Here is a 24,111-nt window from a genome sequence, read left to right on the forward strand (position 1 = left end):
CGGCCTCCAGCCAATCACCTGGCGCTTAGCGTACGATTTTTTCCGAATTCTGCGGGCTCCCCAAATAGGCCATAACCGCTCTATGTTGCCCCGCTTCAGATAAGTAACTTAGGGCTGGCTCCAAAAATTTAAAACTTGTGTCCCAGTCATCGCTATCTAGAAAACCCAATACGTGCAGAGATTCCGCCTCGGAATCTTCGGCAAAGAATAGCGAAGTCCCATATTGTGGTGTATCACTGTTATAGCCCAAGGATTCTTCAAACTTGGCAATGCAGCTGCTATGGGTTACCAAAATAAGATTTCTACCAGGCTTCTTAATCTTTAGAACATCATCTAGAAAGGTCTCCCGTCGGCACTTGGATAGCCACTCCTGGTCTGTTCCAGCTCCGTTAAAAACAATATCTTCGGTCTGTGCCGTCCGGGTCAGTGGACTGTTATACACATCGCTTTTATCCAAGCCAAGCCGATAAAAGCTTTTACCTAGCTTATGACCATCCGACACGGCACGGGATGTAATGCCGCTTGTGCCAACAAGGCAGGGATGATCTTCCCGATCACAACGTTCAAGGTGCCGCAACAATACGACGACTTTGCCTTTATCCCACTGCGACAGCAGCTGTGGTACCCGATAGCGGTTCTCTTTGGACAAGTCAGCTATCGCTGGGGGCTCTAATAGAAAAACTCCCAAATAAACCACTAGTAAGACTGGTGTCAGCAAAAGTGCTTTCCGTTTTTTTTTGCAGAAAAAGCTGCGACCAGATATTAACTTGATGCCATCGAATAGAGACTTAAGCTGCAAGAGTGGTTCTCCTTGTGCTAAGACATCAGTTATATAACGAAATTGGCATACTTGATGTTTGCCGCATCAGCCCACTGCACACTATTTGCGAATTGCCTTGATTCGGTGATCCCAGCGGCGTTTGGCAAAGCGACGCATATTTGGAATATCGTCTGTCTCATCCATGATGGGCTTGCCGATGATTGCTTCGATGATATCCTCAAGGGTCACTAGGCCACGCCAGCCACCGAACTCGTCATATACCAAGCACATGTGCTGGCGTTCGTGCATCAGTTGGGACATCAATCTTTCCACGTTCATGCTCTCGAGTACTACCTGGAGAGGCTTCATGATCGAAGAGACAGGCGCATCTTCATCTTCAGCGGTGAGCGCGTCGTAACGGAATATAACTCCCAGTGGGGACTCGTCATCATCCACAACAGGATAGCGCGAAAACTGACTTTCTTTGACCCGCTCTTTAAACGCGCGAATAGATACTTTGGGCGACACAGAGTCACACACTGTTCGAGGGGTCATGATTTCACGCAGCTTTATTTCATGTAGATCAAGAATGTTGCTAATTACTCCCTGTTCGTCCTCGTCAAGTTTGTTAAGCTCGCGACCCAAAACTGCTAGCGCTTTAATCTCTTGGCGAATATCATGCTCCGGCTCTTTACCACCGAACAAATGCATAATCAGGTCAGACAGAAAAATAAAAGGCTTTAATAGGAAAATCATGGCGCCTAAAAACGGCGGAAGGAACGGAGCAATGGTGCGCCAATAGCGAGCGCCAATAGTTTTTGGCAGAATTTCAGAAAGCACCAAGATCAACAAGGTCATAATGGCAGAAGCTGCGCCAAGGTAACCGTCGCCGAAAACGATAGTGACTTGAGCACCAACACCAGTTGCGCCGACAGTATGAGCAACAGTATTGAGTGTCAGTATTGCAGCTAGTGGCTGATCAATCTTGTCTTTAAGAGCTTTCAGGCGTTCATATAGCTTAGGCCGGGAAAGCTTTTGATTAGCTACATAGCTGGGAGTGATCGAAAGAAGTGCAGCCTCTAGAATTGAGCAAATAAAAGAGACCAATATGGATAAGACAGCAAACGCTACCAAAAGTACCATGAATTTAGGAGTATCTTACTAAAAAGTCTATCCATTTTAGACTATTTCTATTTGTAACAGAAATGCATCCGGCATGAAACTGAAACATTTAATGTCGGGCGACTACTTCGTACCTAGCTACTACGCTCCAGAGCGCGAAGGCATGCGGCCTCCAAGGTGTTGGAAGCGCGCTTTGCGTATCGGCAATACAGGCCTACCCACACCGCTACAGCAGGGCCTGATGCCACCAGGAAGGGCGCCGTTGTGGGGCAGAACAGTGGGACTGGCGCTCTCTCCACCCAGGTCGAGGCTCTGGCGCGCGGCTTTCGGGCGTGTTGTGCGCGGAGCGGTAGGCTGCGGACCGCCGCCGCAAGGCGCTTTTCCCGCGCGCACAAACAAAAACGGCGAGGGGGGTTAGCCTCGCCGTTTGTGTCGTCTCACCTCATCCCTGGGAGTCATCATCCTGATGATGCCGCGATCCTTGCGACAGTTCCCTGGCTTCAATCCCTAGCAGCCTTCATCGATCCGTCGATGTCGGTATGGGAGTCACTCTACCCAGGTGGCTGCTGCACGCCTATTGGGCAAGCGCTCGATCTGCTGTAGGCGATGGCTTACAGCATGGGAGAAGCCGGGCCAGACCTAGCGATACACCTCGCGCCGATTGCCAAGCTCCAGCACGAGGACGCGCAACGCGCCATCCTGGATCTCGCAAATCACCCGGAAGTCGCCCACCCGGTAGCGCCACAGCCCACCCAATGGGCCGGTGAGCGCCTTCCCGGTACTGCGTGGATCTTCGCGCAGGGCGACCCGCTCATCCATGAAGTCGAGGATGCGCCGGGCGGATTGCTTGTCGAGCTTGCGTAGCTGGTTGAGAGCCGTCTGGGTGTAGTCAATCGTCCAGGCCAAGGTCTTTCCTTACGTCCGTCGACGAATACACCTGCTCCTGTCCCTTGCGGACACGCTCCAGCACTTCGGCTGCGAGGTAGTAGTCCTCCATCTCGTCCAGACCACGCTCGATGATTTCGCGCAGGTAATACGCTTTGGTACGCCCGGTGTTGGCGGCCAGGAAGTCTAGGCGTTGCTCGATTTCGGGAGCCAATCGGATTGAAGTTGGCATGGATCGGCCTCTTTTGAATGCATGTATTCAATGTATCATATCAATCGAAATGCCGATTCAGCACCAGGCCGATCTGTGTACCTACTTCCGCTTTTATCTCCTGGCTGGTTGGTACAGTGTCGGGGCCCGACAGACAAAACCCTACAGCGCCCTACATGCCCGCTTTGACGATCGGCCGCATGGCCAAACTCTACGGTTTGCACCGCTCGACGCTGCATGAAGCTGTGGCTAGAGGCCGCATATCTGCTGGGTTTGATGGAAAAGGACAACGGGTAATCGACCTCTCGGAAATGATCCGAGTCTATGGTGAGCCGCTAGGTTGCCCTACACCACCCGACACCTCCCCTACACCTTCGCCCGACACTGCCCCTACACCTACTGTCGGGGAGCTGTCGGGGCTCCTCGAGGAGCTGCGGTTGCTTCGCCAAGAGGTGCGCGAGTTGCGTGAGGCCATGCTGCTGCTAGAACACAAGCCGGCTACTCCTCCTGCGGTAGAGGTTAAGAAGGCCGAAAGCTTCGCGGACTTGCTGAGAGACTTGGATGGAAATTAGCCCAGCGGCGGCGTGACAATCGCCAGCTGCTTTCACGCCAGAAAATGGCTGGAAAAGGCCACACAGCTCACCTTCGGATATGGATCATGTTGGGAATGACGGACACCTCGGTATCGTCAAGATCATGGTTTTTTGGCAGCCGTTTGGTGTTTAGGTGTTGTTTCCATGTGAAGAGGAAGGGGAGTAATGACAGAGCGCGGGAGCCTGATGGACAAGCTCAAACGCATGCAGGAACGAAATGCCAGGGGCAAGGAGGCAGAGCCGTCCGCTCCCGCTGCCGAGCCGGTCCAGCCGTCGGCCCAGGTGATCTGGTTGCCGTTATGGCCCGAGGGTGTTCGGGGAGTACCGAACAGCGTGCTACGTAGCGCCCTGTTTGGAGCCATAAAGCGGGGGCGTCGGGCGTTCCTGCAACGCGAGCAACTGACTGCCGTTGATGGCGTGACGGTTTTGTTCACTGGACCCCGGCTCGATCAGGCTGATTTGGACGTGTGGGAACAATGCCTGCATCTCGCTCGAGCTGAGGGGCTTGGGAGTCGTATCCAGTTCGCCGCGCATGGCTTTCTGAAAGGTATCGGTCGCAGTACTGGCGGCAAGGATGTCAGCTGGCTGAAGGGGGCTTTTGCTCGACTCGCGTCGTCTGTTGTCGAGATCAAGGACGGCAAGCGCGCGTATTTTGGCCCAATGCTCCACGGCGGCGCCCGCAACGAAGAGACGGGTCATTACGTGATCGAGATGAACCCGCAGATCGTTGCGCTGTATGGGTGCGATGGCTGGACACAGGTCGAGTGGGAACAGCGGCGGGCACTGAAAGGGCAGCCGCTCGCGCAGTGGCTGCACAGCTTCTACAGCACGCATGCTGCACCGTTCCCGATGAAGGTCGAGACGATACACCACCTGTGCGGCAGCGAAGCTGGTCGCCTTGCCGAGTTTCGGCGTGACCTGAAAGACGCACTAGCCAAGGTCGAAGCGGTGACTGGCTGGAGCTGGGAGATCGACAGAGCTGACCTGGTGCAGGTTGATCGGACGCCCTCAGCGAGCCAGAAGCGGCACCTGATACGTAGGACACAGCGGAAGCCGAAGGACACGGTATAGCGCCCATCCCGGCACGGGATAGCGCCCACCTCGGCACGGGATAGCGCCCACCTCGGCACGGGATAGCGCCCACCTCGGCACGGGATAGCGCCCACCTCGGCACGGGATAGCGCCCACCGAATCGGCCTCTGGAACATCGCTGAAAGCCACGCCATCCGTGGCTTTCAGCGATTCGGAAAAAACGCCCTAATCCTTTCTTAATCTTTTAAAAGCCGCGCGTGCGCGCGACTCGCTACGAGGCCGCCGACGGCGGCCGCTTGTTCATGCCCCTGAAGGGGCGGGGAAAGCGTGGCCTCATTTCCAGGTATCCAACCAACCGGACTAGGCCGGCCCCACCGACCTCGGCTGCCAAAGCCCCTGGCAGGGTTTGACGCCCCCTGCCAACAGGCACCACAGTGCCAATCCGGCGCTGCGCGCGAGTAATTCGAGAAAAGGAATGGCTTGCCCACGGACGAACATCGACGCCAAGGCCCCTAGGAGGCTCTAGGAGCGACGATCAGGCACAGGGGTATGGGGTTGCCAGGGGTAAGGTATGCGAAGCGCTCAGAGGCGCTTTTCAGCGGAGCGGCTCCAAGGGGAGCCAACGCCCCCCCTAAAGCCCTACCGCTCAGGCGAAAGAACCGCGCCTTAGCTATGCCCACCGCCCCGGCCAAGGGGCGGGTGAGCACCATTTGCGGGGTGCCACCCCCAAAATCTGCAACCGCTCCCGGCTTTCGGCTACCTGCCCAGCCCTCGATGCCACTCGAGGGTTCGTTCCGGACTCGCGCCGGGGCTTCGACCATATCGCCCCGACGCTTTCGCGCCTACTCACCAGGTCTCCCCCTCTGCCGGCTTGGCAACGGTGCCACCCGTTGCACCGACAGAGGTTCCCACGTTAGACCGCAACGTCAAAAACACTGCGCCACCGCACTCCCCAGATACCGCCTGGCCTACGCCTCACGCCCCACTGGACGCTTTCACCGGCCCGAGATTCCAAAGCAGCTCGGTTACTACGGTATTGGTTCTGCATGCATGGCCAGACCCGCAAGGTCATGGCTCAGTGTTTCTCACCCGGCAGCCTCCTCGAGGGAGGCCGTTACACGCTTGAGCTATCCAGCGATCTCGACAGGTTGCCCCGTCGAGTACCAGGTCTTCCAGGTTTCCCCTCAGACCCCTGACGCCTTACGACGCCCTCAGCAGCCCACGTGCCAGGCTGGGGTTCGACCCTTGCGAGCCGCCCCCCAGCGGGATTTTCACCCGTTCGTCACGGCCAGGGTTGGCACGGTCACCCGTGCGCCCGTTTCCGTGTCGCCCAATCCCCGCCGGTCGTCCTGGCGGATTGGGTCGAAGGCAGGGATTTCACCTGCCAGCGCCCGTCGTAGCCGCACCAGCTCCACTACGAGCATGCGGCTTCAGCGGTTGCCGTTCCCGGCTTGGCAGGCCGGGAACCCCGACGACTGGCGGTCGTCGGTCGATTTCACAAATGCCGGAAAATCAAGGATTTACCGGTAGGCATAGCTAAGAGTCGGTGAGTTTCTCCTGGGCGATAGCCCCGATTTGGGCAGTTGAGGTTCTGGGTTCTCCCACATGGGCAGCTGGGGTGGGCTGGTTCTCGGAATCCGTGACGTGGGGCTCCGGTGGGCAGGGCGGACAGACTTCGGACCGTCTGTCAGGGCTCTGATCTCGCGGTTTTGCGCTTGATGCGTTCGGCGGCGCAGATGGCGTTGCGGGCGCGCAGGCGGTAGTGCTCGGCGTGGGCCGCCGCCGTTTGGGTCTTGGTGTGGGCCTGCTGCTCGGCCTGCAAGGCGGCGAGGCGGATCTGCTCGGCCCGCGCCTGGGCTTCCTGGGCGGCCTGCTCGCGCCGGGCGACCCGAGCCTCGGCCTCGGCGTGGGCCTGGTCGCATTCGCGGGTCAGGCGGGTGATCTGCTCGCGGTGATCGGCATTGCGCGCCCAGTCGTAGCTCCAGGCGAAGGCGATGCCGAACAGAAAAAATCCCCCCAGGATGCCGGCGAGAACGAGCGACCAGAGCGGCAGCAGGCCGGCCCAGCCGTAGGCGACGATTCGCCAGCCGTCGCCGGCGACGTCCCACTCGGCGACGGCGAGGTGGGGGATGCGCCAGATGGTCCAGGCGCAGGCGCCGAGCAGTAACGCAATAACCGACAGCCAAATTCCGGTACGCCGCACGAATTTTCTCTCCCTGGATGGCCCGGCCGCGGGCGGCCGGCGCTTCGCTTGTTAGGGACGTTTTACGTCCCAAAACACAGCTTCGCAATCCTGAAAAACGGCGAAAAACGCCGTTTTTCAGGAATCTCTTTTCTCGTGCTCTACCGAAACTGTGGTTTTCTTATATGACGTCATCTACAAGAAAGTGCTGAAAGCCCAGTGCTGACAAACCAAGCAAGGCAAGGACGCGCCCGCATGAACCTTCCGCCCCTCTATCCGCACAAGACCGACGCCATGCGCCGATTGCAGAACCTGGTGTCGCGCGGCCATGCCCGCTGGACCGGCGGCCAGATCGAGCCGCGCAAGCTCCCGGCGCTGTGCCTGAAGTTCGCCGATCGCTACGGCGTCGAGCGGACCGCCCAGCAGCGCTGGCGGGCCAAGGCGCAGGGCGAGGCCTCGGCCCACCTGGTCCTCTGGCTGGAGGAGCAGAAACGGGTGCACTGGTGGTTGGTGGTCAGCCCGGGCGGCGGGCTGGTGGTCGACCTGGAGCGGTTGCAGGACGTGCGCCGCCAGCGGATCGAGGTCACCGGCTACGAACTGGTGCAGATGCCGCGCCAGGGCCGGGCGGCGGCGTGGACCTGGCGGATGACGGCGGCAAACTACCAGGCGTGGCAGGAGCGGCTGAAAACGGTCATCCGGCACCGCGACGAGCCGGGTATCCAGCAATCCCTGCACAGCCTGCGCCGGACCCCGCCGTTCGCGGAGAGCCGGCGGCAGGCCTTCGAGCTGGGCCGGCTGGCCCAGGCCGAGTGGCAGCGCACCCAGCGCGGTCCCTGCCCGTACGACGGGCTGTTCGTGGGCTGGTTCGGGTGGTTTCAGGCCGCGAAGACGTTACCGGTCCCTGGCAGGGGGAGGCGTAAAGAGGGGGCGTGATGCGCAATCCGCCAGGGCTACCTGGCCGGTCGGAAACGGCTTTTTGTTTTGTATCTCAATTGAGATACACTTGTGGGGGAATTCCCTTGGAGATCGCTATGGCTACCCATACGTCCATGCTGCATATCCGCGTCGATGACGATATCAAGGCACAGGCCAACGCCGCTCTGGAGGCGATGGGGCTAAGCATGTCTGAAGCGGTGCGGATCTTTCTGCGCCGCGTAGCCGCAGATCAGGCCTTTCCGCTCGAACTCAAGGTACCGAACGCGGAAACTCGGGCGGCGATGGCTGAGGCGGAAGCCATCGTGCAGGCTCATGAGGCCCGCTTTGAATTCATTGACGATTTGTTTGATGACCTCGAAAAACGCAGCCAGTAGTAAGCGGGCTACCTTGCCGCGCACCGCCGATTACTCCAAAGCCTTTTTGAAAGATTGGGAGCGTCTCTCCCGCTCAGGCCGCTTCGACTTGAAGAGGCTCAAGGAGGCGATGCTGTTGCTGGTGGCCAATGACGGCCCCTTGGGGCCCGAATGGTTGGATCATCCGCTGAAAGGAAACTGGGACGGCTATCGGGAATGCCACATCGGAGGCGACTTCCTGCTGATTTACCGATTGGCCACCGGCAGTAAGTTAGAGCGGATCGTGTTCGTTCGCGCCGGAACCCATGCCAATTTATTCGAGGAGTAGGTTGAATTTCACATAACGCCCGAATGCGCGAAGTCTGGCCGGGTTCGGCCAGAAGCAGCCACTGGGTTAAGCTCTTATTTAGCTAAACGATAGGTGAAAGGATGCAGACTTCGAGCGCTATACCGTTGCTTAGAATTTTTTCTGAGACCAAGGCAAAAGAGTTCTATATTGATTTCCTTGGATTCAGCGTCGATTGGGAACATCGTTTTGAAAAAATTTCCTCTGTATCTTCAAGCCCGCAGGGGCGACCTTGTTGTTCATCTGACTGAGCATCATGGCGACGCCACACCAGGCTCTACGATCTTCGTCCCAGTTATTGGAGTTAGCGAGCTGCACGCCGAGCTCACAGCGAAAAACTATGATTATCCATCATAAGCACTATTTGTGGATAGACTCTTAAGCCCTGCGCCTGCCTTGCAAGCCCTTGCTATGTCTGGGGTTTTCAGGAAAAACCATCATCTTGTCGAACTCTAACAGACACTGACGCGAGGACCAGCCCAAGGCATGAAAAACAGTGCGGAAAAGCCGTTCGCTAAAACAAAGTCTGGATAATCGCCCATGTTTTCGGCAGCAGTGAACTCTAATTCAGCCTTATGTTGGTTTTTGGTTCCGTTGCTCCCAAAACCCCAATTTATGCGGGACCTAAAAGTGGGTTAGCCTCATGGTTCGCAACTAGACCTTTGCGGCTTGGGGAATGATGAAGTATATCCCGATGCCAGAATGCCTCGCCACGAAATTTTATTCCTATAATTGTGATAGTAGCTTTATTGATATAGTAACTGATACGATTACCATCACCCACTTAATAAGTTTCTGCCCATTCTGAACTACAAGCTTAGCCCCTATCTGCCCTCCTAAAAGTTGGCCTGCAAGCATAGTCAAGCCTATATCCCAATAAATATTCCCATAGTATAAAAAATATGACAATGCCGCGAGGTTACTTGAGAAGTTTAGAACCTTGGCATGTGCTGTAGCCTTTAAGATATTAAAGCCTAGAAGGAATATAAAAGATATCGTTAGAAAGGTTCCTGTGCCTGGCCCAAAAAAACCATCATAGAAACCGATAATTGGAGCTGCCGTTAAACCAAATGCAGAAATTGAGATTAATTCTTTTTGGTCTGTTTTTCCAAAATTTTTGGAGAATATAAAATATAAAGAAAATGCAATTAAAAAAATTGGAATTACCATTTCTAGAATAGAGTTGTCTATTCTCGTTAAAAGATACCCTCCTAATAAGGATCCTAAGAATGTTAGTAGCATAAGCGGTATAGCGATACTAAAGTTAATCTCCTTTATTCTTATGAAGTGCAATGCTGCTGAGAATGATCCACCTACAGCGCCAACCTTATTAGTTGCAATCGCTGCTGATGGAGGTACTCCAATGGCAAGTAGTGAAGGAATTATAATTAGCCCTCCGCCTCCTGCAATTGCATCTACACAACCAGCAACGGCAGCTAAGAAGAAAAATAGAAAAATAACGTTCATATCAAACTGCATTCGCATTACCTGCTAATAGTCGCAAGGTTTATAGATAAATGATTTCCCCGCCACAGTAAGATCTATGGCGAGGTGAAGCAAGCCGCATCGGTGGTTCAGTCAAAAATCTGTTCGAAGGAGTCCGATATCATAAAAATTATAATTATCGGCCAGAGCCTGGCTGAGAGGATGTGGCGTGTCAGGTAGCGCGCTTTATTCGTGGCTAACTAGCGAGTCAGGCTGTAACTCGATGTATCGTTATACGATTCATTATGCGCAGCTGTCCGCAGTAATTATTTACGGCATAATGCTGAACAGCCCTATTATCCCACAAAGCAATCATGTTCGGCTCCCATTTCACTTTGTAGGTAAACTCAGGCTTTGCAATGTGGGAAAAAATAAAGTTCATTATTGGCTGGCTTTCTTCTTCCGTAAAGCCGGCGATTTTTTTGGTATGCTCTTTGTTTATGTAAATGCTTTCTTTATTTGTTTCTTTGTGAAAATAAATTGCTGGGTGAGTCGTAGAGAAAACTTCTGCCTGAGTGACTTCGTCTGCAGGATTAGTTAGGTGATGAATCCTGTTTGATTTATGGGTGTGAGAGCTAAATAGTGCGTTAGATTTCCTTAAAAAGGATTTCATGCCCTCAGACAAACTTTCAAAGGCTAAAGTTGTGTTGCTAAAAACTGTATCTCCACCTGTAAGCGGAATCACCTCTGAGGCCAACATTGTTAAGTCTGGCGGTGTCTCCAAGTAGCTAGAGTCAACATGCCATAACTCACTGAAATTTTCTTTTTGTTCTGGAGTTTTTACTATTTGCATGATTTCTGGGTGCGTTTCCAACCCATCGCAAAATGGATAATAAGCAATAGCTCCCAGTTATTTTGCAAAAGAAACATATTCGTCATATGTATAGATTTGATCTTTAAAGCAAACGATTTTGTGTTCGAGTACTGCTTTATAGATTCTGGATATCTCTTCTTCGGTTGCGCAATTTATTTTTATGTCTTTGAAGACAACACCCATATGAGAACTAAGAATTTCCATTTTCTGAATTCCATTGACGTTAATAAGTCATTTTCAGTATATTTCATTTTTTGCTAAAAAAACTACATTTTTTTGTTTTTTTCCATTTTTTACATTTTTAAAGTGATTTTGTTGTTGTTTATAACAACATTTTCTTTTCGAAAACGTGCTGATGCACTTTGTGCGTGAGCGAACCCTACGTGATTGGGAGAGACGCTCGGCAAGGCATTAACTGGTCAATGGTCAATGCGTGGCCGCGTCACTCAATCAGATGCTAGGTTGTACGAAAAGTCCTGAGGCGGATTGTGGCAAGCCTCGAGTCGTTTCGGAGCTCAGCGACTTTTCGTACAAAGCTCGCATAATGTCACCGGCGGAAGGGAAAACATGGTTCAATTGACAAGTATTCGCGAAATTGAAGGTGTTGTAGGGGCGTCGAAGCAAACGGAAAAAATCGTACGTTTAGGATCCAGATACAGTTGCGTCAAGAAACATCAAAATGGGGAGCCCGCAGAATTCGGAAAAAATTGTACGCCAAGCATCAGGTGATCGACTGTAAGCCGCATCAAGCCTGGGGGCGTCCGGCTTGGGTATACCTCAACCGGACGTCAGACCTGACCAGCCAGCAGCGTCAGGTTAGGACTCGTTTTGACGTTTCCTGACGCAACTGCACCTGGGTCTATGGCCTCAACCTGACGGTTCGAGGCTAAACGTACAATTTTTCCCGTTTTCTGCGCTCGCTCCTATTATGCGGAAGAATTTACGTTCTGGTACTTACGAGTTACCTATCCATTAAAAGCTTAACTATTGGATATCGTTGAAAACCAAAATAAATCTGTTTGGTAATCTGCTCGCCACCATTCAGCTTATACTCGAACTCATGCGCCAGAATCCTCGAACAATTACCAAGCAAGGCCACCAAATCATTATTGCCAAAAAAACGCTGACCGGACGATTTATTCTTAATCGTTACCAACGCAAAACGCTCGCCTTGCTCATTACTCATAACCGAGTAATCGATTAACTCGAAATCATTCCGGTCGGGAAGCAAGTCATCATCATTATCGCAATGAATATCTGCATTTTTAAGCGGCGTTCCCTCGAATCGTATAGATTTGTCCTTCGCAATATCAAAGGCAAATACACAACCTGAAAACAATATCATCATTAAAACCACAAACATTCTGCTCATAATTATGGAAACTCCGAATAAGTTAGCAGCGATCCGGCAATAGCTCGATCAATCCGTTATCCGATCGGCCAAAACCGGGTGATGTACCCACAAACCCGGGCCTTAGCCTGGTTTTTGCGTTTTACAGGCGCACCTCTCCTGTGTTGGCCAGCAAATGTCGCCGCGCCCCCCACAGGTTCGACAGGGCGAACAGCGTGACCAGTTGGGCCGTGTTCTTCACCAGCCCACGGAAACGCACCTTGGTATAGCCGAACTGCCATTTGATCACCCGAAACGGGTGCTCGATCTTGGCGCGCATCTGCGCTTTGACTTTCTCGATCCGCCGTTTGACGCAATACAGGAGGCTGCGCTTGCCATGCTTGCGGTAACTGCTGAGCTGGGCCACGATCTGCCAGACGACTTGCCGCCCGCAGCTCAGGCCGCTCCAGCGCTGCTGGCATGGCGACAATCCCTCCCATCGATTGCGATTGCGCCACCAGATCGCCAAAGCCAGTGACACGCGAATCGGCTGGCGTAGCCCCGAAGCTGGGCCAACCGATGTGAATCTTTTGCGCCGGGTGAATGAGCAGATCCGCGACCAGTTGCCAAAACTGAATGTTGCCGGAAGCGCCGGGGAGAAATAGCAATTTGGATGCTGTATGAAGCATGTGTCATACGCCTCAAACCTGAGCCCCATAGGTTTTGATGGTTTTAGAAGGCTTTCCACCAGATTCCCGTGCACTCGGGCAGAATTTCTCTTTTATCGTCCAGGAAGCAATTCGCGAACTCATCGTCGAAAAAGAATCTTGTCAACTCGTCTGCCTCTTGCGCTGAAGCAAACCGGTAATCGGTTCGAATACTTGTTGCGGAGAAACCCTGTTCACTTTCCAGCCAATCATAGTAAGCGGCGAGAGCGTCATTCGGTGGTAATGGCGTTTCGCTACCTGTACCTAGCGTTTCCAAAATAATGGCCGTGCCGCCTGGACGCAGAACCCGCTTCATCTCTCTCAGAGCCTGGCTTATTTCTTCGCACCAGCGCTCGGGAAACCAACCACAACAGTGACCGAAGCTCCATCCGGCGATGGCGATATCAGCGATGGCATCCGCGGCGGGAAGATCATGATTCTCACCCACCGCCAGAGCCCAGTTGGTTCTACCAATGGCTTCGAGCGTGGCTTTGGCCTTGCTCAGCATGTGAGCCGAGGCATCATAGGCGCGGATGGATTTGACGTGAGGCACCAGTAAGCGTGTAAGCCGGCCTGTTCCTGCCCCCATCTCGACCACATCGCACCCAGCCAGTGAGCGAATGCTTTCAAGCGCAGGCAGGATGTTTTGCTGGTGATCCTCACGACTAACCAACAAGTCGTAGCGATCAGCCTCATGAATGTAAATGTTCTTGAAATGGTCGCTCATATGTTTTCATCCCTGTTGAAATATAGATGCCTATGCCTGAATTGAGCCATGCTGCGAAGTAGTGCCGGCTTGAAGAGTCGTTAGCATCTCAGAAAATGGAAAAAATCGTACGTTTAGCCTCGAACCGCCAGGTTGAGGCCATAGACTCAGGTGCAGTTGCGTCAGGAAACGAGGCCAGCTGCGGCTTACAGTCGATCACCTGATGCTTGGCGTACAATTTTTTCCGAATTCTGCGGGCTCCTCAAAATGAGCCCTAACCTGATGCTGCTGGCTGGTCACGGCTGACCTCCGGTTGAGGTGTACTCCAGCCGAACAGCCCAGGTCTGCTGCGGCCTCCAGCCTGTAGCGTACGATTTTTTCCGAATTCTGCGAGCCCCCTTTGTAGTGCAGAGAAACTACACTGCAACCCCCTGGCGAGTACAAGCGCTATGTGCGCTATTAAAGTTATGTCAAGTCAGGCTGAAGATGCTTTAGTTGAACACTCATTTTGATGTATGGAATCGAGCCTTTTTTGTAAAATCTGCTTCCTTCTGGCTGCATACCAAATCGTTCATAAAATCCTATGGCTGATTCTCTCGCGTCGCACCAAAATTGATTGATGTTACTGTCTGCAAGCTCAACCAAAATATGCATTTAACAATGCGGTACCAATACCCTTTTCCTGATATGGTCTATCTGTGGCAAACTTCCTAAGCCGCGCAATATTTCCATCAGGGTACACCGAAGCTACGGACACCAGTCTCTCAGAAATAAAGGCACCGAAGTGCCAAGCGTTTTCATCGCCTTCTATGTGGCAAAACTCAGGGCTTTCCTTTGGCCAAAGTACTTTATGCCTGAGGTGGATTGTTTCTTGCCAGTTAATTCGTCGGATATCCACTTCTAAAAGTCTCCAAGTAAAAGGCTTATTATTTGTTGAATAACTCATTTGCTCAATTTATGGTATTGTCAATGGGGTACTCATCATCCTTTACCAAACAGGTAAGTACCTGAACGTAAATTTTCCCGCATAATAGGCACCTCGTCTCAGCAGCGCCAGGATCCGCCCTTGTGAAGTTTGTATCGCCCCTCTCGGACGCTGACCTTCAAGCCTTGATGGAGGCCTACATGCATGCTGGGAAGCCAGCCTTACGCCGTCGTGCCCATGCCATCGTGCTCAGCCACAAGGGCTACAGCATCAACCCGATCAGCGACATTCTGGCAGTCACGCGCGAGACCGTATCGCTCTGGTTCGATGCTTGGGAGGCAGATGGACTGGAGGGGCTCAGGGACAAGGCTCGCCCTGGCCGGCCGGCTATCTACGACGACCGGGATCGGGAACGGCTGCAAGCCCTGGTGGCCGAGCATCCCCATCAGATCAAAACCGTCCACGCACGCCTGCAACAGGAAACCGGCAAATCCTCCTGCACGGCTACGGTCAAGCGGGCTTTAAAAAAATCTGAGGTATAGCTTCAAGCGTGCCCGGCGGTCGCTGAAGGAGCGGCGTGACGAGAGCGACTTCCGTGCCACACAAGGCCTGCTGGCGGAGCTTCGGCAGTGGGAGTCCCGTGGAGACACCGAACTGTATTACTTCGACGAGTCCGGCTTTTCGCAAAACTCTGCCGTGCCTTATGCCTGGAGCCCTGTTGGGAAGGCCCTGGAAAGGGTGGCCTTTTCGCGTAGCCGGCGTCTCAATGTGCTGGGGTTTCTGAGTCGCCAGGGCAAGCTGATTTACCACACGACAACCGACACCGTGACGACGGAGGTGGTCATCGAGGCTTTCGATTGCCTGCTTGAGCAAAAGTCGCCGGAGGCCTTTGCGATCGTCGTGCTCGACAATGCCAGCACTCATCGCTCGGCCTTGTTTCTGCGCAAGGAACGGGAGTGGAGAGCGCAACGGCTCTATGTGATTTTCCTGCCAACGTACTCACCCGAGCTCAACCTGATCGAGATCCTCTGGCGGAAAATCAAGTACGAATGGCTGCCTGTAACGGCTTACCAGAGCTTCCCGTCACTCACCAGCCATGTGCTCCAGGTGCTGTCAGGTTACGGCAAAAAATATCGGATTACTTTTGTATAAACACTTAGATTTTTTCCGTTTTTTGAGACGAAGCCTATCCAGACTGCGACAGTAGAGCCTGATGTCTTCAAGATTGGGGCCGTTGTTGGGCAGAACGGTGGGGCTAGCCGTCCACCCATCCTGGTTGGGTGTCTGACACGTGGCTTTCAGCCCAGTTGTGCGCAGAGCGGTAGGCTGCTGACCGCCGCCGCAAGGCGCTTTTCGAGGCGCCGCGGGCCTGCTCGGCCGTCTTGCTGGTCAGCACAAGCCACAGCGAAGCTGGCATGCCTCGGGCAGAGGGATGTGGGAGAGGGGGAAGGCGCTACCGTGGGCAGTAGCAGAAAAGAAGAAGCCGGCGATGCTGCTGGAGGACAACATGCCGGCAAGGTTTGCTAGAAGCAGAAAGCTCACAGTGATGACCATCTGCAGTGTACCCAGATGGCGTACCCCGTCACCGTGGCGTGGCGTCACTGTGGCAGGGTGACTCAGGCCCACAATTGCCCAGCTCCGTGCGTATTGCCCCAGAAACTCCCTGCTGCCAGGTGCAGCACCATCAGTGCGAAGGCGTCGAGTCACTTTCTCCGGCGCACACAAAAACAGCGAGGGGGGTTAGCCTCGCCGTTTCTGTCGTCTCACCTTATCCCTGGGAGTCATCATCCTGATGATGCCGCGATCCTTGCGACGGTTCCCTTGGCTTCAATCCCTAGCAGCCTTCATCGATCCTTCGATGTCGGTATGGGAGTCAATCTACTCCGACAGCCGTCCCGAGCCCATTGGGCGAACGCTCGATCTGCTGTAGGCGATGGCTTACAAAGACGATTTTGTAGTTCGCGTTCTGTCCTATGTGGGAGTGTTGGCAGCTAAGATCGAGCAACCGAGCGGTTGCCCCTGTGTTCCTGGCTAGCGCCGACTGCTAGATTCGTTTGCACACTTTTGCACACTCAGGCCCTGCACATGCTGCACACCCTGCAGGAAGCGATTGCGCTGACGGGAAAATCCCGCCGAACGATCTACAATCACTGTGACCAAGGACGTGTGTCATATAGCGTTGGACCGGATGGCCGCCGTTACTTCGATACCGCCGAGCTGATCCGTGCCTATGGCTCGTTGCACGCGGTTGCACACCTGAAGCCGTCGGAAATTGCACAGGTTTGCACACCCCAAATTGCACACCCCGATACGCCGATCACTGAGGCGACGGCGCTACGCCTGATAGCCGCCATTGAGCGACTGGTCGAGATCGAGGAGCGGAAGCTGCTGCTGGAGCACCGGCCAGAGGTGCTCCAGCTCAAGGCTGCACCAGAGCCAAAGCATGAACCTGCAGACAGGAAGCCCGTGCAGTCCTTCGCCGACCTACTGGCGGGGCTGGAGGATTAGGCCGCCTGCTCCTTCCAGAGCGGCATCAGGCGCTGGCGGGCCTCGAAATCGCTTTCGCCAGGGCGTGCGTGCTTCTGCAGGAACTTCTCGAAGGCCATGGCCGTGGGTTTGCTGGCGGACTTGGCGGGCGTCTTGGCCTTCTTCTGACCGAAGGTGAACACCAGGTGCGTGACCTTGCGGCCGGTTTTGCGCTGCTCCCACTTCACGGCCAAGGGGCTGTGCTCGTTGACCTGGGCTACGGCAGGCTCGATTACCCAGCGGCGTAAGTCCGCCATGAGGGGGTAGCTGTCCTCAAGCTGGAACCAGGCGCGCAACTGCTCGACGCTGACCTCCCGGCTGCCGACACTGCCGAACTGGGCTAGCAGCTCGAATAACCGGATGGCGTGCGAGCTAGTCATTTTTGCCACGTCAGACAGTGCGTAGCGTGTGAATTGCTCGGTCAACTCCGACAGGTACGGAAGCATGTCCCGGTGGAATCTCAGCCTCACCCGCCCCTCAGAGCGCGCATAGCGGATGGAGTCTACCCATCCGGTAATGAGGATCTCTTCCCTGCTCCCACCATTTGGGAAGTCCCTGATCCATACCTCTCTCCGCTTGAGCTTTAGGGCTGCCCTCTCCAGATCGCTGTATAGCGTTCCACTGGTGGAGCCCGAAAGGACTGCGATGTCGGCCACGGAAACGCTGTAGAAGACGTCAGCGCTTAGCGGCTGGTCACGCCTAACTTGGGCCATACACGCGAGCATGATCCGCTGCTCTGCAACGCTAAGTCGATATGACGCCTCAATAATCGCGTTGGACTTGTAGACCTGTGCCTCCTGCATCTCGTCCCCTTAGTATGCAGTTAATCAACTAACTCATATTTAACCCCGTTTCTCTCCACATATCACCCCGTATCCCTCCACATATCACCCCGTATCCCTCCACATATCACCCCGTATCCCTCCACATATAAACGCTGAAACCCAGCAACGGCGCGGCCTGCAGCCGACCGAAAAGGTTTAAAAGGGGAAAAGTAAAAAGGGGCGGATGCCCCAATCCATCGTTTGGGCGAAGCTTCCGGCGCCCTTCCAGTCGCTGCTGGCCGCCCACCTTCCCCTTTCTCCTGGAGCCCTGTGCAACGGCGCATTCGCTCCTTCAGGGCGCTGCCTACGGCCTGTGCGCTACGCTTGCCACGTAATCCAGGACCAGGGGCGGCGAAGCGTTCCTCCGTGCTCCTGGAGGTCAGCAAGCTGGCTTGCGGGCTGCGCGGTTTACCTCAAACATGCGGTGAAGACCCGGCGCGGCGCTGCCTTTACGGCAATAGCCATCAAGCGCCTGGCCGAGCGGCTGGGTATCGCCTTCCCGGGGTCGTCTCAGAAAACGGAATTTAAAGCACGCTAAGGAATGCATCACCCAGTAACGGCGCGGCTTTGCGTCGGGCGGCTACTGCCGGATGCTGCGTTGCGGTGTTTCTCGAAACTCGGCTTTGGCGGCACACCGTTACGAGAGCGGTTTTCGAGAATCATTCGAGCAAGGCCAGCACTGGTGCGGGCTGCTTTCTCATGAAGCCTTCTCGAAAATGAACGTTTTTGAAGTCTGCATGGGGTCTGTGGGATTTAAATTCCGTTTTCTGAGACGACCTCTTATTCAATCGGGCGCGTACTTGCTCCCATGTCTCGCCTGGGCGAGCCAGGGCTGCTATTTCCGCCTCTGTCATACCGTTGGCCTTGCCCTTCGGTTTCGCTGCCTTGGCGAGTTTGACTGGCTTCTGGGGGCTGAAGTCGAATGTCAGGTGAGTGACCTTGCGGCCTGCCTTTCGCTGGCCCCAGGTGACAGCCAGGGAGGAATGTTTGTTGATCTGCTCAACTGCTGGCTCGATAACCCTCCGGCGCAATTCAGCCATCAATGGATAGCTATCCTCTAGCATGAGCCACTTTCGGAAATCACCGATGCTAATTTCTCGATGACCCATGTTTTCGTACTGAATCAAAAGCTCAAACAATCGTATTGCATGTGAGCTTGTCATCTTAACGACATCGGCTAATGAATACCGTGTGAACTGCTTTTCCAGTTCTGCCAGATAGGGAATCATGTCTGTATTGAAGCGCAGCTCTACCCGTCCCTCCCTCTCAATGTAAATGCATGACTGAACCCAACTGGTTTGCAATATCTTCGGCTTATAACCACCGCCGTTCGGCTCCAAGGCAATATAAACATCTTGTCGCTTGAGCTTCTTGGCTGCCTTTGCCAGTTCGTCATACAGAGACTTACTTTCCGTTCCGGCCATTTCGGCGATATCGGCTACGGAGACACTGTAAAAAAACTTATCAGTGATTGGTCCGTCTCGTCGGGCTTGGCTGATGCAAGCCAAAATAATCCGTTGTTCCGTCACGCTCAGCCGATAAGACGCTTCAATCAGCGCGTTTGACTTGTAAACCCTAGCTTCGTCCATAAGTTATATGTACTACAGATTCAGGTTGTACATATTAGCCCTGAATCTGTACACACATCAACCCTGAATCCGTACATGCTTAGCCCTGAATCCGTCCACATATGAAGGCTGGAAGCCCCGAATTACGCGGCCTCCAGAGGGCCGAAAAGGTTTTAAAAGGGAAAAGTAAAAACACGCGCGTGCGTGCGGCGCGCTATGGGGCCGCCTCTGGCGGCCGCTTGTTCATGCCCCTGAAGGGGCGGGTCGCCGGCCTTCCCCCTTGGCGTTCGATCTCAACGCCTGTGCGGCCTGCAAGGCTGCCAGAGCAGGTAATCAGGGGATCGAGGCGGCTGGAGGCATCGAGAACAACCGAAACCCCGGCGCCGCCGGGAAGGGCGGGCTCAGGCCGAACAGCAGAACCGCGGCCTGACCGCCCAGGAGGCCGTACAGCGCGCGCGCAGCGACGATCTGGTAGGGGACGCCTGGCCCATGCCGAGAAAACCGCTCAGGCGGCTCGTGAGGCGGCTGAGAAGGCCAATCGCGAGGCGACCAACGCCCGGATCGCCGAACAGACCGCCCAGGCACGCCTGGAGTCCACCGCCCGCGAGATCGACGGCGCCAAGGCGGTGGCGAAGGAGGCCGCCGAGCTGCGCCGCCTGCTGATGGTCAGCCAGAAGGGCGAGAAGAGATCCTCTGCGACGGCGGCGAAGACCGCTAAGGCTGTGGAGGAGTAAGGGGCGCCTCGGGTCGCCGGATGGGCGATGAGAGTCCCTCCAAAAGAAAAGACCCGACAGAGCCGGGTCAAACACCGTGAATGAGCCTGATAAGTCGATAACCTGATGAGTAGCCGCCCTGTCAGTTACCGCTGATCCTGCGATCAGTGAATCACATGATAATGATTATCATTTTTAAGTCAAGGGCTACCGCCAACTTCTCGCCTCGGCTGAGCGGTATGGCGGGGTTTGGGGGAGCAACGGAGCGCTTCTCGCGGGCTAGCAACCGGTTGAACGCCGCAAAGGGCGCGAGGCTTGGCCAGCTCCGCGCGCATCCAGGCACTCACGTTGGCCATGTCGCGGCGCAGCTCCTCTAGCTCGACCAGGGTCAGCAGTCGAACCCTAGGCGTTCGGGTCACGAAGACGGTCAACGGCCGCGGCTGTCGTCAGGGTCAAAACGCAGTTCCGGTTCCTCTCGAACGCGGATCACTTGCGTGCCCTTTCGGCCAGCAGGGTATCCCCGGCGCGCTTCCAGTCGGCCCGGCGGGGGTCGTCGGTGGCCACCTTGGACAGCCCTAGGAGCGCCCCCAGGAGCTCGCCCCGGTCGAGCGTGGGTGAGCCTGTGCCGGTATCGACCAGTCCGGCCAGGATGAGCAAGCCGGCCGACTGGTATAGCTCCCGGTCGCGAGCCTTGCGTTCGGCGGCTTTTTCGGCGTTGACGATCCGTGCCGCGTTGGCCCTGGCTTTCTGTGCGCGCTCGGCGGCCTTCTCGGCTTTCACCAGGGCCGAGAGCTTGCGGTTGTCGTCACTGGCGCGCTCGGGTTTATCGGCCAGGAGCAGCAACAGCCGCTGTTGGTCGCTGGGCGATTTGAGGCCGCGCAGGTAGGCAATCCGGCTCGTCAGCCATTCGTCGTGCATCGGGTATCTCCTAGACCATTTAAGTCCCGAGTGTATCGCCATTCTGGCAGGCTAGCACCGTCCGCTGTATCCTTCTGTAAAACAGAAGGCGCGCTTAGTTGTTTCTCGGCAAGCCGAGAAACGCGCGCCCTGCCGTGGGCAGAAGCCAAAGCATTTTCGCATGCGCGAAAATCCAGAGCGAAGGGTACAGCCACATGGCGATTTCGCGACTCAGCATGAAGGTAGGCAAGGCCGGCAAGGCCGGGCCGCATGCTGCCTATATCGCCCGCGAAGGCGAGTACGCCCATCACCTGGAAAAAGGCGAAGCCCTGGAGGCGGCCGAGGCCGGCAACCTGCCGCTGTGGGCGCAGGCCAACCCGCTGGTGTTCTGGCGTGCTGCCGATGCGTTCGAGCGGGCCAACGGCACGACCTACCGCGAGATGGAAATTGCCCTGCCGCGCGAGCTGAGCGCCGCGCAGCGGATCGAGCTGGTTCGGGAGTTCGTCGCCCAGGAGCTGGGCGACCGTCACGCCTACCAATGGGCGACCCACAACCCCCAGGCCGCGGATGGCGGCGAGCAGCCCCACGCGCATCTGATGTTCAGCGAGCGGCAATGCGACGGTATCGAGCGCGACCCCGAGCAGTATTTCAAGCGTTACAACGCGAAGCACCCGGAACGGGGCGGAGCGCGCAAGGGTTACGGCCCGCACGCCGGGCAGACCCTGAGCGCCGCCGAGCGCAAGGCCGATCTGGTGGCCCTGCGTGGCCGGTGGGAGGCGACCTGTAATGTGCATCTGGAGCGCGCCGGGCTGGCCGAGCGGATCGACATGCGCAGCCATGCCGAACGGCAGACCGGCCAGGCGCCGGAACGCAAGCAGCTGCCGAGCGCCTGGCGAGGCGAAGGCCGCGCCCAGGTGATCGAGTTTCGCGCTGCCCGCGCCGAGGTGGCCCAGGCCGCTGTCGAGCTGCGCCGCGTGGTGCCGGATGCCGGCGCCGAGGTACTCAGTCTGGAAGCCGGGCGGCAGCGCCGCCAGCAGGCCCAGGAGCAGCAGCGCGGGCTGGAGGGGCTGATTCAGAGGATGCGCGCCGAGGTGGGCGAGAAGGCGCTTGCCGAGGCAGAGGCGCTCCGCCAGCAGCTTGCCCAGGAGCGCGAGCGCCGCGAGCGGGAGCGGGAAGCTCAGCGCGAGAGGCTGGCCGCCGAGCTGCGCCAGGAGCAGGAACAGCGGCGCATCGAACGGATGAGCGCGGCCGAGTTGCGTGTCGAGATCGAGCGGCAGCAGCCGGTGCCCCTGGCCGAGCTGGTAGAGCGCGATCCGGCCGTGATCGAGGCCGCCCAGGCGGCGCGTGTGCTGGTCGGGCAGGCTAAGGCGGCGCAGGCCCGCGAGGATCAGGCCCGACGCGAGGCGAGGGAGTGGCGCGAGGCGCACCCGCTGCGGGCCAAGGCGCACGACGCCGGGCTGATGCAGTCGTCCTACCTGGATGAGCGTGCCCAGGTGATCGAGCAGGCCCAGGAGCAGTACCTGGAGGTTGCCCCGCAAGCGATGCGCGCCCGAGAGGCTACCGATTGGGCGCGCAATGCCGCTGCCGTGCGTATCGCGCAGGCGCTAGAGCCAGCCCAGGAGCGCATCCGTGCTTTGGAGCAGCGTATGGCTACCCTGGAGCACGCCGAGCGCGAGAAACAGGCGCAGGCGCAGCAAGAGCGACAGGCCGAGGGCGAGGCACGGCTACTGGTGCGCGAACTGCGTGGCATGGCTGCCCTGCTGAGCTGTCGCGGGCACGGCTGGACGGAGGGCGGCAAGAAGCTTCAGGCGCTGCATGACCCTGCCGTCCAGGAGGTGCGGACGCTGGTCGAAGGGCTGGCTGCACTGCCCCAGGAGGCACAGCGTGAGTACATGGCCGAGAAACTGGTAGAGCGGCTGGCAAAAGACCCAGCCAGCCGCCTACGGTTGTCCACGCAAGTGGCCCAGGTGAAGCACGGCCCCGAGCATGATCGGGACCACGGTATGAGCCGGTAGGTCGGATCTGACGCGCTACGCTTGTCGGCCGCCTTGGGGCGCGACGGCTGAAGCCCTCGCCCCCACGGCGGCTGCATCGAGACGAGGAAACCCATGACGGAAGAATTCTTCGAGTACGACCCTGCCAAGGCGCTCGACTGCGCCGAAGCAGCAGAAATTTTCATCGCTGATGCTCTGGAGACGGGCGATGCGGACTATATCGTCAAGGCGATGAGGGTGGTGGCCAGGGCTCGGGGCATGGCCCAAGAAGCAGACCCCGAGGGGGGCGATTCAGCGACAAGTCATGCGGATGATGTTACCTTATCAAAAGGTAATACCTAGTAATAAAAGAGGGTCCCATGGCGACTTCGATCAAAATCGACGATGAATTGAAAGCCCGCATCCAGCATCTGGCCAGCCAGCGGCAGCGCTCGGCCCACTGGATCATGCGCGAGGCAATCGCGCAGTACATCGAGCGCGAGGAGGCTCGCGAGAGCTTCAAGCAGGAGGCTTTGGCCTCTTGGGCTGCCTACCGGGAAACCGGACGGCATCTGACGGGCCAAGAAACGCGGGAATGGCTCAACAGCTGGGGCAAGGAAGAAGAAACGGCGGTGCCTGAGTGCCACGAGTAGTCGTCACCGAAGGTGCAGCACAAGGTTTGGAACGCTGTCGCCTATTCTTGGCCGAGAAAAGCCCGCAGGTGGCCAGCCGTGCCGGCCAAGCCATTGAACGTCAGTTCGCACGCTTGGAGAAAAGCCCGGACATAGGGCGCCCCTTCCCTGAGCTGCCGGAGCTACGCGAGCTGGTCATAGCCTTCGGTGACTCTGGCTATGTCGCGCTCTACCGATATGAGCCTGCGGATGATGCCGTGTACGTTTTGGCCTTCCGGCACCAGAAAGAAGCGGGGTATTGAACAAGGGGTGGATAGAGAAAACGGAAAAAATCGTACGCTAAGCGTGCGGCCTGTCAGGTTGAAGCCATAGAGGTTGGCGGCGATGTGTCAGAAAGTGCAGAAAGCGACCCTACTCTGACGCGGCGCGAGTGGTCGGCCTGACGCCTGATTGAGGTATAACCCAGCCGGACACCCAAGGCCGGCTGCGGCCTCCAGCCAATCACCTGGCGCTTAGCGTACGATTTTTTCCGAATTCTGCGGGCTCCCCAAATAGGCCATAACCGCTCTATGTTGCCCCGCTTCAGATAAG

24 protein-coding genes and 2 pseudogenes are annotated in these 24,111 nt (G+C 56.3%); 12 read left to right on the forward strand and 14 right to left on the reverse strand.

The annotated features are described in order from the left end of the window. Positions 1-25 precede the first annotated feature (25 nt). From pmrG to relB, 4 genes are all read right to left on the reverse strand, one after another. Positions 26-799, reverse strand: a complete 774-nt coding sequence (pmrG, locus tag ACYVD0_RS00945) for a lipopolysaccharide core heptose(II)-phosphate phosphatase PmrG (protein ID WP_460425039.1) — start codon at positions 797-799, stop codon at positions 26-28. 81 nt (positions 800-880) lie between these two features. Then, on the reverse strand, positions 881-1,903 hold the full coding sequence (locus tag ACYVD0_RS00950; protein ID WP_460425040.1) for a CNNM metal transporter family protein: 1,023 nt from the start codon (positions 1,901-1,903) through the stop codon (positions 881-883). Between the two features lie 618 nt (positions 1,904-2,521). Next, positions 2,522-2,788: a type II toxin-antitoxin system RelE family toxin gene (locus ACYVD0_RS00955; protein WP_460425041.1), complete on the reverse strand. Its 267-nt coding sequence runs from the start codon at positions 2,786-2,788 to the stop codon at positions 2,522-2,524. Then, the gene (relB, locus tag ACYVD0_RS00960; RefSeq protein ID WP_460425042.1) at positions 2,772-2,999 is read right to left on the reverse strand and encodes a type II toxin-antitoxin system RelB family antitoxin; all 228 of its coding nucleotides are present in this window, start codon (positions 2,997-2,999) and stop codon (positions 2,772-2,774) included. Before relB ends, ACYVD0_RS00955 begins: the two co-directional genes overlap by 17 nt. Positions 3,000-3,757: 758 nt before the next feature. Between relB and trfA the strand changes: the two genes are divergently transcribed. After that, positions 3,758-4,642 carry a plasmid replication initiator TrfA gene (gene trfA, locus ACYVD0_RS00965; protein WP_460425043.1) on the forward strand — a complete coding sequence of 295 codons (885 nt, stop codon included), beginning with the start codon at positions 3,758-3,760 and terminating at the stop codon, positions 4,640-4,642. A gap of 1,648 nt (positions 4,643-6,290) precedes the next feature. Here the strand turns inward: trfA and ACYVD0_RS00970 are convergent. Further along, a complete protein-coding gene (locus ACYVD0_RS00970; RefSeq protein ID WP_460425044.1) occupies positions 6,291-6,806 on the reverse strand; it encodes a hypothetical protein in 516 nt (171 codons plus the stop codon). A 234-nt stretch (positions 6,807-7,040) separates the two neighbouring features. Here ACYVD0_RS00970 and ACYVD0_RS00975 point away from each other — a divergent pair, with 234 nt between their 5' ends. The 4 genes and pseudogenes from ACYVD0_RS00975 to ACYVD0_RS00990 all read left to right on the forward strand — a co-directional run bounded on the left by ACYVD0_RS00975 (position 7,041) and on the right by ACYVD0_RS00990 (position 8,777). After that, entirely contained in the window at positions 7,041-7,718 is a 678-nt protein-coding gene (locus ACYVD0_RS00975) for a hypothetical protein (RefSeq protein ID WP_460425045.1), read from the forward strand. A 98-nt stretch (positions 7,719-7,816) separates the two neighbouring features. Beyond that, positions 7,817-8,095, forward strand: a complete 279-nt coding sequence (locus tag ACYVD0_RS00980) for a type II toxin-antitoxin system RelB/DinJ family antitoxin (protein ID WP_460425046.1) — start codon at positions 7,817-7,819, stop codon at positions 8,093-8,095. Beyond that, a complete protein-coding gene (locus ACYVD0_RS00985; protein WP_460425047.1) occupies positions 8,070-8,402 on the forward strand; it encodes a type II toxin-antitoxin system YafQ family toxin in 333 nt (110 codons plus the stop codon). The genes ACYVD0_RS00980 and ACYVD0_RS00985 overlap by 26 nt, the downstream gene beginning before the upstream one ends. A 101-nt stretch (positions 8,403-8,503) precedes the next feature. Continuing rightward, a pseudogene (locus ACYVD0_RS00990) lies at positions 8,504-8,777 on the forward strand (glyoxalase superfamily protein). Positions 8,778-9,146: 369 nt separating this feature from the next. Here ACYVD0_RS00990 and ACYVD0_RS00995 read toward each other — a convergent pair. The 6 genes and pseudogenes from ACYVD0_RS00995 to ACYVD0_RS01020 all read right to left on the reverse strand — a co-directional run bounded on the left by ACYVD0_RS00995 (position 9,147) and on the right by ACYVD0_RS01020 (position 14,408). Continuing rightward, positions 9,147-9,899: a sulfite exporter TauE/SafE family protein gene (locus ACYVD0_RS00995; protein WP_460425048.1), complete on the reverse strand. Its 753-nt coding sequence runs from the start codon at positions 9,897-9,899 to the stop codon at positions 9,147-9,149. A gap of 214 nt (positions 9,900-10,113) precedes the next feature. Then, the gene (locus ACYVD0_RS01000) at positions 10,114-10,719 is read right to left on the reverse strand and encodes a TauD/TfdA dioxygenase family protein (RefSeq protein WP_460425049.1); all 606 of its coding nucleotides are present in this window, start codon (positions 10,717-10,719) and stop codon (positions 10,114-10,116) included. Positions 10,720-11,680: 961 nt separating this feature from the next. Then, complete coding sequence (locus tag ACYVD0_RS01005; RefSeq protein WP_460425050.1) at positions 11,681-12,091, reverse strand: hypothetical protein; 411 nt, start codon at positions 12,089-12,091, stop codon at positions 11,681-11,683. A 121-nt stretch (positions 12,092-12,212) separates the two neighbouring features. Beyond that, positions 12,213-12,500, reverse strand: a pseudogene (locus ACYVD0_RS01010) (transposase); the annotation flags it as partial. A gap of 281 nt (positions 12,501-12,781) precedes the next feature. Then, positions 12,782-13,483 (reverse strand): class I SAM-dependent methyltransferase, encoded by a 702-nt coding sequence (locus ACYVD0_RS01015; protein WP_460425051.1) that lies wholly within the window; start codon positions 13,481-13,483, stop codon positions 12,782-12,784. 616 nt (positions 13,484-14,099) lie between these two features. Next, a complete protein-coding gene (locus tag ACYVD0_RS01020; protein ID WP_460425052.1) occupies positions 14,100-14,408 on the reverse strand; it encodes a GNAT family N-acetyltransferase in 309 nt (102 codons plus the stop codon). Between the two features lie 167 nt (positions 14,409-14,575). Between ACYVD0_RS01020 and ACYVD0_RS01025 the strand changes: the two genes are divergently transcribed. Together ACYVD0_RS01025 and ACYVD0_RS01030 are read left to right on the forward strand one after the other, a co-directional pair. Then, positions 14,576-15,539, forward strand: a protein-coding gene (locus ACYVD0_RS01025) for an IS630 family transposase (RefSeq protein ID WP_460425062.1) whose coding sequence is annotated in 2 segments (ribosomal slippage) — positions 14,576-14,923 and positions 14,925-15,539 — 963 coding nt in all. Because the reading frame shifts where the segments join, the coding sequence is not laid out codon by codon here. Between the two features lie 933 nt (positions 15,540-16,472). Beyond that, a complete protein-coding gene (locus ACYVD0_RS01030; protein ID WP_460425053.1) occupies positions 16,473-16,895 on the forward strand; it encodes a hypothetical protein in 423 nt (140 codons plus the stop codon). Here ACYVD0_RS01030 and ACYVD0_RS01035 read toward each other — a convergent pair. Both ACYVD0_RS01035 and ACYVD0_RS01040 read right to left on the reverse strand, forming a co-directional pair. After that, positions 16,892-17,716: a replication initiation protein gene (locus tag ACYVD0_RS01035; protein ID WP_460425054.1), complete on the reverse strand. Its 825-nt coding sequence runs from the start codon at positions 17,714-17,716 to the stop codon at positions 16,892-16,894. The two genes, ACYVD0_RS01030 and ACYVD0_RS01035, sit on opposite strands and share 4 nt — an antisense overlap. Before the next feature lie 680 nt (positions 17,717-18,396). Then, on the reverse strand, positions 18,397-19,326 hold the full coding sequence (locus ACYVD0_RS01040; RefSeq protein WP_460425055.1) for a replication initiation protein: 930 nt from the start codon (positions 19,324-19,326) through the stop codon (positions 18,397-18,399). Positions 19,327-19,607: 281 nt separating this feature from the next. On the opposite strand from ACYVD0_RS01040, the gene ACYVD0_RS01045 reads away from it, so the two are divergent. Then, entirely contained in the window at positions 19,608-20,039 is a 432-nt protein-coding gene (locus ACYVD0_RS01045; RefSeq protein WP_460425056.1) for a hypothetical protein, read from the forward strand. A gap of 465 nt (positions 20,040-20,504) precedes the next feature. On the opposite strand, the gene ACYVD0_RS01050 is transcribed toward ACYVD0_RS01045, so the two are convergent. After that, the gene (locus ACYVD0_RS01050) at positions 20,505-20,936 is read right to left on the reverse strand and encodes a conjugal transfer protein TraD (protein ID WP_460425057.1); all 432 of its coding nucleotides are present in this window, start codon (positions 20,934-20,936) and stop codon (positions 20,505-20,507) included. 194 nt (positions 20,937-21,130) lie between these two features. Here ACYVD0_RS01050 and ACYVD0_RS01055 point away from each other — a divergent pair, with 194 nt between their 5' ends. The 4 genes from ACYVD0_RS01055 to ACYVD0_RS01070 all read left to right on the forward strand — a co-directional run bounded on the left by ACYVD0_RS01055 (position 21,131) and on the right by ACYVD0_RS01070 (position 23,822). After that, the gene (locus tag ACYVD0_RS01055; protein ID WP_460425058.1) at positions 21,131-22,930 is read left to right on the forward strand and encodes a MobA/MobL family protein; all 1,800 of its coding nucleotides are present in this window, start codon (positions 21,131-21,133) and stop codon (positions 22,928-22,930) included. A gap of 93 nt (positions 22,931-23,023) precedes the next feature. Further along, complete coding sequence (locus ACYVD0_RS01060) at positions 23,024-23,251, forward strand: helix-turn-helix domain-containing transcriptional regulator (RefSeq protein ID WP_460425059.1); 228 nt, start codon at positions 23,024-23,026, stop codon at positions 23,249-23,251. 17 nt (positions 23,252-23,268) lie between these two features. Beyond that, positions 23,269-23,541 carry a CopG family ribbon-helix-helix protein gene (locus tag ACYVD0_RS01065; protein ID WP_460425060.1) on the forward strand — a complete coding sequence of 91 codons (273 nt, stop codon included), beginning with the start codon at positions 23,269-23,271 and terminating at the stop codon, positions 23,539-23,541. A gap of 47 nt (positions 23,542-23,588) precedes the next feature. Next, positions 23,589-23,822 (forward strand): type II toxin-antitoxin system RelE/ParE family toxin, encoded by a 234-nt coding sequence (locus ACYVD0_RS01070; RefSeq protein WP_460425061.1) that lies wholly within the window; start codon positions 23,589-23,591, stop codon positions 23,820-23,822. Positions 23,823-24,111 lie beyond the last annotated feature (289 nt).

This window comes from Azotobacter armeniacus (assembly GCF_054779355.1).